General features: G+C 37.8%; 15 protein-coding genes. 5 read left to right on the top strand and 10 right to left on the bottom strand.

Features of this window, described 5'->3' with window-relative positions:
* Positions 1-113 precede the first annotated feature (113 nt).
* Entirely contained in the window at positions 114-407 is a 294-nt protein-coding gene (locus HV560_RS05590; protein ID WP_176812346.1) for a hypothetical protein, read from the bottom strand.
* A gap of 220 nt (positions 408-627) precedes the next feature.
* Here HV560_RS05590 and HV560_RS10525 point away from each other — a divergent pair, with 220 nt between their 5' ends.
* On the top strand, positions 628-753 hold the full coding sequence (locus tag HV560_RS10525) for an IS3 family transposase (protein ID WP_159629305.1): 126 nt from the start codon (positions 628-630) through the stop codon (positions 751-753).
* 20 nt (positions 754-773) lie between these two features.
* Here HV560_RS10525 and fbaA read toward each other — a convergent pair whose 3' ends face one another.
* Positions 774-1,850, bottom strand: a complete 1,077-nt coding sequence (gene fbaA, locus HV560_RS05580) for a class II fructose-bisphosphate aldolase (protein WP_159629304.1) — start codon at positions 1,848-1,850, stop codon at positions 774-776.
* A 102-nt stretch (positions 1,851-1,952) separates the two neighbouring features.
* Positions 1,953-3,128, bottom strand: coding sequence for a phosphoglycerate kinase (locus tag HV560_RS05575; RefSeq protein WP_176812344.1), 1,176 nt, complete (start codon positions 3,126-3,128; stop codon positions 1,953-1,955).
* Positions 3,129-3,391: 263 nt separating this feature from the next.
* Here HV560_RS05575 and HV560_RS05570 point away from each other — a divergent pair, with 263 nt between their 5' ends.
* A complete protein-coding gene (locus tag HV560_RS05570) occupies positions 3,392-4,186 on the top strand; it encodes a peptide ABC transporter ATP-binding protein (protein ID WP_176812343.1) in 795 nt (264 codons plus the stop codon).
* A gap of 101 nt (positions 4,187-4,287) precedes the next feature.
* Here HV560_RS05570 and purM read toward each other — a convergent pair whose 3' ends face one another.
* From purM to rsmD, 5 genes are all read right to left on the bottom strand, one after another.
* Complete coding sequence (gene purM / locus HV560_RS05565; RefSeq protein ID WP_159629301.1) at positions 4,288-5,325, bottom strand: phosphoribosylformylglycinamidine cyclo-ligase; 1,038 nt, start codon at positions 5,323-5,325, stop codon at positions 4,288-4,290.
* A 144-nt stretch (positions 5,326-5,469) separates the two neighbouring features.
* A complete protein-coding gene (tehB, locus tag HV560_RS05560) occupies positions 5,470-6,342 on the bottom strand; it encodes an SAM-dependent methyltransferase TehB (protein ID WP_176808064.1) in 873 nt (290 codons plus the stop codon).
* Positions 6,343-6,462: 120 nt separating this feature from the next.
* Positions 6,463-6,975, bottom strand: a complete 513-nt coding sequence (gene hpaC, locus HV560_RS05555) for a 4-hydroxyphenylacetate 3-monooxygenase, reductase component (protein ID WP_176809737.1) — start codon at positions 6,973-6,975, stop codon at positions 6,463-6,465.
* Between the two features lie 15 nt (positions 6,976-6,990).
* The gene (locus HV560_RS05550; RefSeq protein WP_176812342.1) at positions 6,991-7,302 is read right to left on the bottom strand and encodes an HI1450 family dsDNA-mimic protein; all 312 of its coding nucleotides are present in this window, start codon (positions 7,300-7,302) and stop codon (positions 6,991-6,993) included.
* A gap of 79 nt (positions 7,303-7,381) precedes the next feature.
* Positions 7,382-7,972, bottom strand: a complete 591-nt coding sequence (gene rsmD, locus HV560_RS05545) for a 16S rRNA (guanine(966)-N(2))-methyltransferase RsmD (RefSeq protein ID WP_159629298.1) — start codon at positions 7,970-7,972, stop codon at positions 7,382-7,384.
* Positions 7,973-8,051: 79 nt separating this feature from the next.
* Here rsmD and ftsY point away from each other — a divergent pair, with 79 nt between their 5' ends.
* The 3 genes from ftsY to ftsX are packed head-to-tail and all read left to right on the top strand — an operon-like array spanning position 8,052 to position 11,034.
* Positions 8,052-9,446, top strand: a complete 1,395-nt coding sequence (gene ftsY / locus HV560_RS05540; protein WP_176812341.1) for a signal recognition particle-docking protein FtsY — start codon at positions 8,052-8,054, stop codon at positions 9,444-9,446.
* On the top strand, positions 9,439-10,092 hold the full coding sequence (gene ftsE, locus HV560_RS05535) for a cell division ATP-binding protein FtsE (RefSeq protein ID WP_176812340.1): 654 nt from the start codon (positions 9,439-9,441) through the stop codon (positions 10,090-10,092). The genes ftsY and ftsE overlap by 8 nt, the downstream gene beginning before the upstream one ends.
* Before the next feature lie 9 nt (positions 10,093-10,101).
* The gene (gene ftsX / locus HV560_RS05530; protein WP_176809734.1) at positions 10,102-11,034 is read left to right on the top strand and encodes a permease-like cell division protein FtsX; all 933 of its coding nucleotides are present in this window, start codon (positions 10,102-10,104) and stop codon (positions 11,032-11,034) included.
* 69 nt (positions 11,035-11,103) lie between these two features.
* Here ftsX and HV560_RS05525 read toward each other — a convergent pair whose 3' ends face one another.
* Positions 11,104-12,030, bottom strand: a complete 927-nt coding sequence (locus tag HV560_RS05525) for a LysR family transcriptional regulator (RefSeq protein ID WP_176809733.1) — start codon at positions 12,028-12,030, stop codon at positions 11,104-11,106.
* Positions 12,031-12,141: 111 nt separating this feature from the next.
* The gene (gene asd / locus HV560_RS05520) at positions 12,142-13,257 is read right to left on the bottom strand and encodes an aspartate-semialdehyde dehydrogenase (RefSeq protein WP_176812339.1); all 1,116 of its coding nucleotides are present in this window, start codon (positions 13,255-13,257) and stop codon (positions 12,142-12,144) included.
* Positions 13,258-13,353: the final 96 nt, after the last annotated feature.

Here is a 13,353-nt window from a genome sequence, read left to right as displayed (position 1 = left end):
TATCTTAGCAAATCAGGTTTTTTTATTATTTGTCTTTACATAATTTGCAAATTAATTAGAAAATATGACCGCTTTAGCCATTCACATTTTATACTTAAATTCACGGTTCATTACTATTCATTAATATATAATAAACACTCACAAATCTTTGTGCCTTGCCCTAAAAGAGGGGTTCCACTAATAACGGTTAATTTATGACAACCTACAGGTAAACAGTTAAATTGAATACGATTACGCTTTACCTTGCCTGCATCACGCTCACCATTTTCAAGTTCTAACTCCCAAACCGATTGCACTTTTATGGTTTTATCTGAGAAAAAAAGAGGAATATAGACTGGCGAATTTTTAGAAAAAGTTACTTGTTCTGGAACAATTTTACGAGGTGTATTTTGTATTTTGATTGACATAATCTATCTCCTTTAAAGAGAATATCATTATATTGTAATGGCTAGAAATAAAAAAGTGTTGGCATAATATTTAAAACCAACACTTTATAACCTAAATCAAATTTTATTTTATCTCTCTTAGGCATTCTCATTTTTATCATTATAAAATGCACAATAAACTTCTCGCAATACTCACGCACTTATACTTCCATCGCCGAATTACAGGCAGAAATTGAAGAATATGTGGTTTAACAAGCAAAAACGCATTAAATGCGATTTAAAAGGATTGAGCCCAGTACAATACCGAGCTCAATATTTAGTTAATAAACTGTCTAACTTTGTGGTAAATCATACGCAAGCGGTATGAATTTGTTCATTTTTTACCAATTATAATACGTTCACACAGTTTAAGTCTTCAAAAGATTGCTCTAAGCGTTTAGACATAGATTCTTCCATTTTGCGTAACCAAACACGCGGATCGTAGTATTTTTTGTTTGGTGCATCTGGGCCTGATGGATTGCCTAATTGACCTTGTAAGTATGCTTCATTTGCTTTGTAAAATTGAAGAATACCGTCCCAAGCTGCCCATTGGGTGTCTGTGTCAATATTCATTTTGATTGCACCGTAGCTGATTGCTTCACGTATTTCTTCACGGCTTGAACCTGAGCCACCGTGGAACACGAAGTCCAATGATTTCGCTGGAAGATTACGCTCAGCAGATACAAACTCTTGCGATGCGCCTAAAATTGATGGCTTTAATTTTACATTACCTGGTTTATAAACACCGTGTACGTTACCAAATGCTGCTGCAATCGTGAAACGATTACTGATTGGGCTTAATTGGTCGTAAACATATAATACTTCAGACGGTTGGGTATAAAGTTTGGATTCATCTACATCTGAGTTATCAACGCCATCTTCTTCACCACCAGTTACACCGATTTCAATTTCAAGGGTCATACCGATTTTATCCATACGCGCTAAGTATTCACGGCAGATTTCCATATTTTCTTCGATTGGTTCTTCTGATAAATCGATCATATGCGATGAAAATAACGGACGGCCCGTTTCCGCAAAGTGTTTTTCGCCCGCTTCGAGTAAGCCATCAATCCACGGAAGTAAATTTTTTGCTGCGTGGTCAGTATGAAGGATAACAGGCACACCGTATTCTTCAGCTAATTGATGAACGTGTTTTGCACCTGCAATTGCCCCTAATACGTCAGGTCGAGCACCTGAAGTGGGTTTAATGCCTTTACCTGCATAAAATTGTGCACCACCATTTGAGAATTGGACAATCACTGGCGATTTCACTCGAGCGGCTGTTTCTAATACAGCATTTACCGAGTCTGAACCTACGCAGTTTACCGCAGGGATTGCGAAATTGTGCTCTTTAGCATAAGCGAAAACTTTTTGTACATCGTCGCCTGTAACAACACCTGGTTTTACGATATTTAATAATGACATTTTTTGCTTCCTTATATAAAGTGTGAAACACACTGTTAAAATAAATAATAAATAGCGGTCAAATTTGCAAAATTTTTTGCAATTTCAACCGCTTGTAACTCATTAGCCGTTTGCACGTTTCTCTAAAATTTCGACCGCTGGTAATACCTTACCTTCAACGAATTCTAGGAATGCTCCACCGCCAGTTGAAATATAAGAAATTTTATCTTTAATGCCGAATAAATCAATTGCTGCTAAGGTATCGCCACCGCCTGCAATAGAGAATGCACCGTTTGCGGTTGCTTCAGCAATCGCATTTGAAATCACTTCAGTTCCTTTACGGAAGTTAGGGAATTCAAACACGCCTACTGGGCCATTCCAAAGAATTGTTTTTGAATTGCGGATAATGTCTGCTAATTGTTCTGCCGATTTTTCACCAATATCGAAAATAGATTCTTCTGCTTGCACTTCACTTACCACTTTTTCTGTTGCTGGTGCAGTTTCAGAGAATTCGGTACCGACACGCACATCAACTGGAACAGGAATATTAGTTGCTTGTGCTAAACGTTTTGCTTCAGGGATTAAATCTTCTTCGTATAATGATTTACCAACCGCGTGCCCTTCTGCTGCGATAAAGGTATTTGCAATGCCGCCACCAACGATTAATTGGTCGGCAATTTTTGAGAGAGAGTCAAGAACAGTTAATTTAGTGGATACTTTTGAACCACCTACAATTGCTAACATTGGGCGTTGTGGCTCTTTTAATGCTTTACCCAAAGCCTCTAATTCAGCGGCTAATAATGGACCTGCACAGGCAACAGGGGCATACTCTGCCACACCGTAAGTTGAGCCTTCTGCACGGTGAGCGGTACCAAATGCATCCATTACGAATACATCGCATAATGCTGCATATTTTTTCGCAAGTTCAGGATCATTTTTCTTCTCACCTTTATTAATACGCACATTTTCAAGTACAACAACTTCATTTTCGTTTACCTCAACGCCGTCTAAATAATCACGGACTAAACGCACAGGAACACCTAAATCTGATGCGTTCAAATAATCTACTACAGGTTGTAATGAGTTAGACTCCTCGAAAACGCCCTCTGTCGGACGACCTAAGTGTGAAGTCACCATTACTTTTGCTCCTTTTTGAAGCGCTAATTTTAACGTTGGAATGGTTGCTACAATGCGAGCATCGGATGTTACTTTGCCATCTTTTACGGGTACATTAAGATCAGCTCTAATAAATAAGCGTTTACCTGCTAAATCAAGATCAGTCATTTTAATAACAGACATAGTTTGTTCCTCTTTTGATTAGAATTTAAAACGTGATAACGCTTGGATTATATCAGCTTCTAATCATTTTGGTCTAACCTAGATCAAATAAATTGATTATTTTTATTCTAAGGAAAATAGCCGCTAGAGAACACGACGCCTTTCTAGGTTATGTCTCAATTTGAAAAATTAGGTACCTAGGTTTTGGGGCAGATCATACAAGCGGTCTTTTTTTATTTATTTTTTACGGTACACTATGACTTTATTTCTCTCTATTAAATATTATGGCATTACTTGAAGTTCAGAATCTGAGCAAGCGTTTTGTTGAACGAACCAGCCTGTTTCATAAACAAGATTTCTATGCGGTAAAAAAAGTTTACTTTACCCTCAACCAGAAAGAAACATTAGCCATTATCGGCGAAAATGGGGCAGGTAAATCCACGCTGGCAAAAATGATTGCGGGTATGGTTGAACTAACTTCAGGAGAAATGATTTTTAGAGGCACTCCACTCCGCTTTGGCGATTACAAATATCGGGCGAAGCATATCCGAATGATGTTTCAAGACCCAAATGATGCCTTTGATCCAAGCTATAATATTGGACAAATTTTAGATGCCCCGTTGCGATTAGCCACGGATTTAAACGAGCAGGAAAGAAATGAGCGTATTTTTAATACGCTAAAATTGGTTGGTATGTACCCCGAGCACGCACTTATTCCAATTTCTGACACCTCGAGCGGGCAAAAACAGCGTATTGCATTTGCCAGAGCGTTAATTTTAGAACCAGAAATTATTATTGCTGATGATACAATTAACTCATTCGATTTCTCAGTAAAAACTCAGCTGCTTAATTTAATGCTCAATGTACAGCAAAAGCAAAGAGTCGCTTACATCTATGTTGGGCAAAATATTGGGCTGATTAAGCATATTGCAGATAAAATTATGGTTATGCAAAATGGAGAAGTAGTAGAATATGGTAAAACAAAAGAGGTGCTACTCAATCCTGAGCATCAAATTACAAAAAGGCTGATTGAAAGCCACTTTGGTAAACCACTCACCCAATCGGCGTGGCTTGGTTAAACGTTAAATTAAAAGAGAAGCGTTAAATAACGCTCTCTGATAAAAATAATACCGCTTGTAATTTGTCTACAAGCGGTCAAAAAAGTGATTTATTTTGCAAATTAGTTGATTTCTACCTGCTCTTTTTCTGCACCTAATTCTTCAATTTTGCCAATAATCCAAGCATTCTCGCCAGCGTCTCCGAGAATCTTTAAGGCTTTTTCTGCATCAGTATCAGATAAGGCAATCACCATTCCAACACCACAGTTAAAGGTACGATACATTTCATAACGGCTGATATTACCTTTTTCTTGTAACCATTTAAACACCGCAGGCCATTGCCAACTTGATTCATCAATGACTGCTTTGGCCGATTCTGGCAATACGCGTGGAATATTTTCCCAAAAACCACCACCAGTTAAGTGAGCAATAGCGTGGACATCCACTTCTTCTACTAATTTTAAAACCGATTTTACATAGATTTTGGTTGGTGCAAGTAAATGTTCGCTAAGTCGTTTACCGTCTAATAATTCAGTTGCGGCATCGGTTTTGCTTACTTCTAGCACTTTACGAATCAATGAATATCCATTTGAGTGTGGGCCGCTTGAAGCTAATGCGATTAACACATCACCTGCTTTTACTGCAGAACCATCAATAATATCTGATTTTTCAACTACGCCAACGCAAAAACCCGCTAAATCGTAATCGCCTTCGTGATACATTCCTGGCATTTCTGCAGTTTCGCCACCCACTAATGCACAACCTGATATTTCACAACCATCAGCAATGCCTTTTACAACGCTTGCAGCAACATCAACATCTAACTTGCCTGTTGCGTAATAGTCTAGAAAGAAAAGGGGCTCGGCACCTTGTACTACTAAATCATTTACACACATAGCAACTAAATCTTGACCGATAGTATTATGTTTGTTCAAATCAATCGCTAAACGCAGTTTTGTGCCAACACCATCTGTGCCTGAAACTAAAATTGGCTCTTTGTATTTGGTTGGTAAAGCACATAATGCACCAAACCCACCTAATCCTCCCATTACTTCAGGGCGACGAGTTCGTTTAACATCAGCTTTAATTCGCTCTACTAATTCGTTTCCTGCGTGGATATCAACGCCGGCATCTTTGTAACTAAGTTGTGTGTTGTTCACTTTAACCTCAACAGTAAATGAATAAAAAACGAGTGTATTATAGCATAAGCAAACGTTTGCGAAACGCGGATTTTAAAAGAAATGTCATTATTGATAATATGAATTTAGGGGCAAATTATCATTTACCCCGTCTGATAAAGGATTTTAAACTAATTTCTTCGCAAGCATTGTTGTGAAACGAAGCTGAATACGATTGCCGTGCTCATCAGTTTTGTGCAAATGTCCTAAATCTTCATTGTATTTTACCAATTCCCAACCTTTGTAATAATTTGCTAACTCGCCTTCGGCAAGAGTAAAAGAGAACGGCAATGGACAAGGATAATCCTCAGTGCTCATCGCACAAACAATGAGATTATAACCACCTACTTTAGTATTTTTCTGCATATTTTCGATAATCGCGGGAATACGATCACGATTTAAAAACATCATTACCACAGTTGAAATAACAAGATCATATTCGCCATTTTGATTGCCAATCGTCGCCTCATTAATATCATAAATATCTGCCGTAATGTGCTGAGCGTGCTCTTTTTCTATCATATAATTGAGAAAATCAATGCTTTCCTGATTTTGATCAACTGCCCTAACATCAAAGCCTAATAAATTTAGGTAAAGAGAGTTACGCCCTCGTCCGCAACCTAAATCTAGGGCTTTTCCACCTTTCACATAATTGACGGCATTTAATACTTCAGAGTGGGTGGCGGTGAGATTGTATTTTTTGGCAAAATAATCTTCAGGCTTACAATAAAAAGCGAGCTGGCATTCTAGATCATCAGATAGAGCTTCCACTTTATGCCATAATTGTGGCTCAACCATTGGACGTTGGTGATTGACATCAAAAATATCTTCTTTAATTACCTCACCCTCTTCAGTTAATTCATAGTATTTAAGTGAGCCTTTTAAAATGGTAAGCTTTGCCCAAGTACCTACTTTAGTGTTGTGTTTTTCTTGAAACATTTGTGGTAAGGTCTCTTTTGTCCACACTGGCATTTGTTTATAGCAAATTAAGTTTTCCATTGCGTTTTCCTTTCTCGTTAAAATATAAACGGTCGAAATTTTACCACTTTTAAATAACAGACAATAAAAAATCCGACTAAAAAAGTCGGATTTGATCAAATTTATATGAAATATATTTTATTAATCAATATTCACACATCTAAACTGACGAGCGAAATAAATGAGACTATGGTTTGGTTTTACATCAATATGGCTTATCTCAACGACAAAAATAGTGTGCGTTCCAACTGCATGAGCATCAATAATATTACCTTGCAAAGCAGAAATCGCACTGCGTAAAACAGGCTGATCATCAAAGCCATTATCCCAAATATCCCAGCTAAAACGTTCTTCCATCGTGCTTTCAAGAATTGACGCAAAATGCTTAGCAATATCGGCTTGTTCGTGGCTTAATACATTAATGCAAACCTTCCCATTTTGTTTGATAATATCGTGTACGTGACTATTTTTATTAATGCAAAACAAAATTGTTGGTGGAGCATCCGTTACTGAGCTAACAGACGACACCGTAAGCCCTGCTTTGCCTGCCACGCCATTAGTCGTCACAATACTGACCGCTGATGATAAATGAGCCATTGCTTCACGAAATTGTAATGAAGCTTCTATTGGTTGAGAAATATCAATGTTCGACATATTTTTCCTTATTATTTATTCTTTCCAAACAACGTGATATTCACGATTTTCTTCATCGTGAGAAATTAAAAAACGGGCAAACACATCGTCCATTTCATCTTGCTCATTAACTAAACCAACCCAGACTTCAGCAAAAGCATCTGGGTCAATTAATGTACCGATTTCCTGATCCCAATCTTCCGAGGTTTCGACCATTTCAACTGCACCTCTCTCTTCAAACTGGAGGTTGAACAGAAAAATATCAGCAGGATCTAAATTTTCGCCCGCCATTTCTAAGAAGATATCGTAAGCAATATCAATTGCTTCATCAGGTGTTAATTTTTTCATATTAATTCTTTGTATTGTTACAAAAATGTTATATAGACAGCCTTTATTCTATATCTTTTAGTTATAAAAAACAAAAAGATTATGTTTGAATTAGGCGACTTACGACCATTCCAGATACTTTCTCTTTTAAAATCTGCCAATCTTCAGGCAAATCTAACGGGCTATGGTTTTTCTCGGTTTCCACATACAAAATCGCATTTTCTGCCAACCAATTGTTTTCTTTTAATAAATTTAATACTTGTGGCACTAAATTTTGATGAAAAGGCGGATCGATAAATACAATATCAAACAACTTGCCACTATTTTTATTTGCGAGATATTGCAAGGTATCGGTCTGAATAACTGTGCTGTTTTCTGTTTTTAGCGTTTGCAGATTTTTTTTTAATTGATTAGCCGCATTTGCAAATTTTTCCAAAAAAATAACCGCTTGTGCTTGACGAGAGAGTGCCTCAAAACCTAGAGAGCCGCTACCTGCAAAACAATCCAAACAGCGAGAATAGGGAATGTCGTGCATTAACCAGTTAAATAGGGTTTCTTTCACACGATCTGTCGTTGGACGCAGCCCCTGTGCATTTAATACAGGCAATTTTCTACCCCGCCACAGACCCGCAATAATACGCACCTCACCCATTTGATGCACCGATTGCGGAGAATTTCGATTTTTTTTCATACTCACTAAAGGAAAATAAAGGATTTTTTTGATAGACTATATAAGTTTAGTCTATTTTCATTATAAATGAGAGAAAAATATGTCAGAGAATAAAAAAGGGTTTTGGTCTTGGCTTGGATTCGGTAAGAAAGAAGAAGCAAAACAGGAAGAGGTTCCACATACACAAGAAATTATTCAACCAGAAGAGCCCGAAGCTGTCGAACGGGAAGCTGAGAAATCATTTTCTAAAAAGTTAGATGATCTTGAACATAACATTGAGCAAAAAGCTGAAGATTTCAAAGAATTTGTTGAAGATAAAGTTGAAGATATAAAATCATTCTTTGATGATGTGGAAGACAAAATTGAACAAACATTTGAAGAAGAAGATAAAGCTGAACAAGCGGTCGAAAATCTACAAAATATTGCCACTGAGCAATTAGATCTCAACGAACAAGAACAAGTCATCTACCAAGTAGAAGAAGTTGCTATTGAGGAAATGCCTACCGATGTGCAAATTCAACAAACGCCAACCATTCAAACCAAATACCAAGAAAAACCAAGTCAGGGCGGTTTTTTTAGCCGTTTAATTCAAGGCTTAATTAAAACCAAGCAAAATATTGGTTCAGGTTTCCGTCATTTCTTTAGCGGAAAAAAAATTGATGATGCGTTGTTTGAAGAGCTAGAGGAGCAGTTGCTGGTGGCAGATTTAGGTATGCCAACAACGCAAAAAATCATCCATAATTTAACCCAACACGCCACGAAAAAGCAGTTAAACGATGCTGATTTGCTCTATCAACAGTTAAAAGTGGAGTTAAGTGACGTTTTAAAACCCGTGGCTCAGCCTTTAGTACTTGAAGAGAAAAAACCGTATGTGATTTTAATGGTTGGGGTAAATGGTGTAGGCAAAACGACAACAATTGGTAAGCTCGCCCGCAAATTCCAAGATGAAGGTAAGTCAGTTATGTTAGCTGCTGGCGATACTTTCCGTGCTGCTGCTGTGGAGCAATTACAAGTATGGGGCGAGAGAAATAATATTCCAGTGGTAGCACAAAATACAGGTTCAGATTCAGCCTCTGTGATTTTTGATGCGATGCAATCTGCAGCAGCAAAAGGGATTGAGATATTAATTGCGGATACGGCAGGTAGGTTACAAAACAAAAATAACTTAATGGATGAATTAAAGAAAATCGTGCGTGTGATGAAAAAATATGATGAAACCGCACCGCACGAAATTATGCTTACCCTTGATGCAGGCACAGGTCAAAATGCCATTAGCCAAGCAAAATTATTTAACGAAGCAGTCGGTTTAACTGGTATTACTTTAACTAAATTAGATGGTACTGCCAAAGGAGGAGTCATTTTTGCTATTGCGGATCAGTTCAATATTCCTATCCGCTTTATTGGCGTAGGCGAGAAAATCGAAGATTTACGTCCATTCAATGCCGAAGAATTTATCGAAGCCTTATTTAGTCACGAGGACGAATACAATGATTAAATTCACCAACGTGAACAAGGTTTACAAAGGTGGTCAACCGGCTTTACAGGGCATTGATTTCCACCTACCCGCTGGAAAAATGGCTTATATTACAGGGCACTCTGGTGCGGGTAAAAGTACGCTACTGAAATTAATTATGGGCATTGAGCGAGCTAATGGCGGACAAATTTTGTTTAACGGATATGATATTACACGACTTTCTCATCACGAATTGCCGTTTTTACGCCGTCAAATCGGTATGGTGCATCAAGATTATCGCCTATTAACAGATAGAACTATTTTAGATAACGTTGCACTACCCTTGATTATTTTAGGTATGAATAAAGCAATTGTAGAACGTGAAGCTCGAATTGCACTAGAGCGTGTAGGCTTGGCAGATAAAGCAAATTATCGTCCATTACATCTCTCTGGTGGCGAACAGCAACGTGTAGATATTGCCAGAGCAATTGTACATCGCCCAACTCTTTTACTAGCAGATGAACCAACAGGCAATTTAGATGAAAAGCTCTCATTTGAAATTTTTCGTTTATTCGAGGAGTTTAATCAAACAGGCACAACAATACTGATTGCGACTCACGATACGAATATTATCTCAAAACGCCCACAGCCGTGTTTAGTGTTGGAACAAGGACATCTTAAATTTTAAGGAAAGATTATGATTCGTTCATTTACTAAATTAAGTGCTCAAACTAGCTACTCGTTAAGAGCAGCTTGGCAAGATTTAATGAAACGTAAGCTAGGTACTTTTTTGACGGTGTTAGTGATTGCCGTCTCTCTTACCATTCCAACGATAAGCTATTTACTCTGGAAAAACACTCACATTGCTGCAACGCAATTTTATCCTGAACCACAATTAACGGTTTATTTACATAAAAACTTGACAGAGCATAGTGCAAATACGGTTGTGGATCGAATTCGTGCTTATGAATCAGATAAAATTGCTTCGTTTCATTATATTTCTCGCCAACAAAGCTTAGAAGAATTTCGTTCTTGGTCGGGTTTTCAAGAAGCGTTAGATATTTTAGATGAAAATCCACTACCTGCAGTAGTAACGCTAAAACCGAAAGCGAATTTTAATCATAATGAGGCGATGATTGAATTACGCAACGGTTTACAACAGATCAAAGGTGTTCAGGAAGTCCGTTTAGATAACAGCTGGTTAGAGAAATTAACAGCCTTAACCTGGCTAATCGCAAGAGTGGCCATTGTTTGTGGATTATTAATGCTGTTAGCTGTCTTTTTAGTGATTGGCAATAGTGTAAGAACCGATGTCGCAACCAGCAAAGCAATGATTGAAGTTCAACAAATTCTAGGAGCAACTGATCACTTTATTGCCCGACCATTTCTTTATACAGGAATGATTTACGGGTTCTTCGGCAGTCTATTAGCAGTATTATTTAGTGCCGTAACGATTAGCTATTTTACAGGTGTGGTTAAATATGTTACGGATATCTTTGTAGTTCAATTTGAATTGAGTAATTTAAATTTTAGCGAAGCGTTTTTCTTAATCGTACTTTGCATATTTATTGGTTGGTTATCTGCCAAAATTGCAACTATGCGAAATATTTTAAGAATCGGTAGTCGATAATCTTTTTAAAATCAAAGCGGCCTATTTTCTCAAATAGCAAAATAATAGATAAAATAGACCGCTTGTTATTTATTCCAATACCATTAAGCCTGGCAGAGTCGCGAAACTTTGCGTTTTTATGGTTTCATTAAAATCATCTAGATAAGCAAGAGCGGCATCTGTTTCACGAATTGCACCATAGAGTTTGCTATATAAACCCTTTTGAGTAATCTTTCTTGCCACTACATAACCTCTATCCAAATAAGGTTTCACTGCCCAATAAGGCAAAGCAGCAATGCCACGACGGCTTGCTACAAGCTGAATAATCGCAATCGTTAATTCACTATTACGGCGAGTAACTTTAATTCCAGCAGGATTTAACACTTTACGCAATAAATCCAGCATATCATCAGGTACAGGGTAAGTAATGAGAGTTTCGTCTTTAAAATCTTCTGCTTCCCAAACTTCTTTTGCTGCAAGTCGATGATCTTTCGAACAAATCGCCACCATTTCATAAGAGAACAGCGGTTTATAGATAATGCCTGCATTATCTTCTTCTTCCGCTACAATTGCGAGATCAGCCCGATGGCTCATCAATAACCCCACTGTATCGGTATGAAAGCCCGATACAATATCCAACTCTACCAAAGGCCAGTGCTGGCGGAAAGTGTCCATTGCAGGCATTAACCAGTCAAAACAGGTATGGCATTCCACTGCAACACGCACTTCCCCAACCTCACCTTGTTTCACACGAGCCAGATCTAAATCCGCCTCAATAACCTGTGGCAAAATATCATAGGCAAGTTTAATTAAGCGTTCTCCCGCTTGAGTGAAACGAATAGGTGAGCTTTTACGTTCAAACAAGGTAAGATCGTACTGATCTTCTAATAATTTAATTTGATGTGAAAGTGCCGATTGGGTTAAATGCACACGCTTTGCCGCAAGGGATACGCTACCGCTTTCTTTTAAAGCAACTAATGTTCGTAAATGGCGGATTTCGAGGAAAATGGGTTTCATAATTTATTCATCTAAAAGTCAAATAAGATGAAAATAATTATAACAAACAAGCGGTCAAATTCTGCAAAAAAATGACAAAATCAGACCGCTTGTATAAATTCTTAAAATAAACTATTGAGTTAATTGCACTAAAATACGGCGTACAGGCTCAGCGGCCCCCCATAATAATTGGTCACCTACTGTGAATGCCGCCAAGTACTCATCTCCCATCGCTAATTTGCGTAAACGCCCTACTGGCACATTTAATGTCCCCGTTACTTTAGCTGGTGTTAATTCACGTAATGTAGCTTCTTTATCGTTTGAAATAACTTTAACCCACTCATTATGCGCAGCAATAATTTGCTCAATTTCCGCTAGTGGCAGATTTTTTTTCAGCTTAATCGTGAAGGCTTGACTGTGGCAACGCAATGCACCAATACGCACGCACAAACCATCAACTGGAATAGGGTTATCACTTAAACCTAAAATTTTGTTGGTTTCGGCATAGCCTTTCCATTCTTCTTTTGTTTGCCCTGTTTCAGGTAATAATTTGTCAATCCAAGGAATTAAGCTACCGCCTAATGCTGCACCAAAATTTTCTGTTGGGAAATCGCAAGAGCGCATTTTTTCCGTGACTTTACGTTCAATCTCCAAAATTGAAGAAGCAGGATTTGCTAATTCAGTCTCAACAGAATCACGCAATTCACCCATTTGTGAAAGTAATTCACGCATATTTTTCGCACCAGCACCAGAAGCAGCTTGATAGGTTGCAACAGAAACCCACTCCACTAGATCTTTTTCAAATAAGCCACCAATTGCCATTAGCATTAAACTAACGGTACAGTTACCCCCTACGAAAGTTTTAATACCGTTTTTTAAGCCTTCAGCGATAACGTGCTGGTTTACGGGATCTAATACGATAATTGCATCATCTTTCATTCGTAAAGTGGAGGCTGCATCAATCCAATATCCATTCCAGCCACTCTCTTTTAACTTTGGATACACTTCAGTTGTATAATCACCACCTTGGCAGGTTACAATGATGTCTAATTTTTTTAGTTCTTCAATATCAAAGGCGTTTTTTAATTCACCTGCCTCTTTACCACCAAATACAGGGGCTTTTTGACCTGCTTGCGATGTTGTAAAAAAAATTGGATTGATATTGGCAAAATTATTTTCTTCTACCATACGATCCATTAATACTGAACCGACCATTCCACGCCAGCCGATAAAACCTACGTTTTGCATTGTGTTTGCTCCTAAAAAGTTATTGTTATTAAAACTCGAATAGATACAGGATTTTAACTTAAAAATCAATATTTTTATTGACCACGTTTTATATCG

The sequence above is a fragment of the Mannheimia pernigra genome (assembly GCF_013377995.1).
Taxonomy (GTDB): domain Bacteria; phylum Pseudomonadota; class Gammaproteobacteria; order Enterobacterales; family Pasteurellaceae; genus Mannheimia; species Mannheimia pernigra.
Note: the sequence above shows the minus strand (reverse complement) of the source record. Positions and strands in the feature narration are given on the sequence as shown.

What these genes read in the sequence shown, in the direction of transcription:
- HV560_RS05590 (WP_176812346.1), bottom strand. Translation starts at nt 407, where the DNA reads ATGTCAATCAAAATACAAAATACACCTCGTAAAATTGTTCCAGAACAA.
- HV560_RS10525 (WP_159629305.1), top strand. Translation starts at nt 628, where the DNA reads ATGTGGTTTAACAAGCAAAAACGCATTAAATGCGATTTAAAAGGATTG.
- fbaA (WP_159629304.1), bottom strand. Translation starts at nt 1,850, where the DNA reads ATGTCATTATTAAATATCGTAAAACCAGGTGTTGTTACAGGCGACGAT.
- HV560_RS05575 (WP_176812344.1), bottom strand. Translation starts at nt 3,128, where the DNA reads ATGTCTGTTATTAAAATGACTGATCTTGATTTAGCAGGTAAACGCTTA.
- HV560_RS05570 (WP_176812343.1), top strand. Translation starts at nt 3,392, where the DNA reads ATGGCATTACTTGAAGTTCAGAATCTGAGCAAGCGTTTTGTTGAACGA.
- tehB (WP_176808064.1), bottom strand. Translation starts at nt 6,342, where the DNA reads ATGGAAAACTTAATTTGCTATAAACAAATGCCAGTGTGGACAAAAGAG.
- hpaC (WP_176809737.1), bottom strand. Translation starts at nt 6,975, where the DNA reads ATGTCGAACATTGATATTTCTCAACCAATAGAAGCTTCATTACAATTT.
- HV560_RS05550 (WP_176812342.1), bottom strand. Translation starts at nt 7,302, where the DNA reads ATGAAAAAATTAACACCTGATGAAGCAATTGATATTGCTTACGATATC.
- rsmD (WP_159629298.1), bottom strand. Translation starts at nt 7,972, where the DNA reads ATGAAAAAAAATCGAAATTCTCCGCAATCGGTGCATCAAATGGGTGAG.
- ftsY (WP_176812341.1), top strand. Translation starts at nt 8,052, where the DNA reads ATGTCAGAGAATAAAAAAGGGTTTTGGTCTTGGCTTGGATTCGGTAAG.
- ftsE (WP_176812340.1), top strand. Translation starts at nt 9,439, where the DNA reads ATGATTAAATTCACCAACGTGAACAAGGTTTACAAAGGTGGTCAACCG.
- ftsX (WP_176809734.1), top strand. Translation starts at nt 10,102, where the DNA reads ATGATTCGTTCATTTACTAAATTAAGTGCTCAAACTAGCTACTCGTTA.
- HV560_RS05525 (WP_176809733.1), bottom strand. Translation starts at nt 12,030, where the DNA reads ATGAAACCCATTTTCCTCGAAATCCGCCATTTACGAACATTAGTTGCT.
- asd (WP_176812339.1), bottom strand. Translation starts at nt 13,257, where the DNA reads ATGCAAAACGTAGGTTTTATCGGCTGGCGTGGAATGGTCGGTTCAGTA.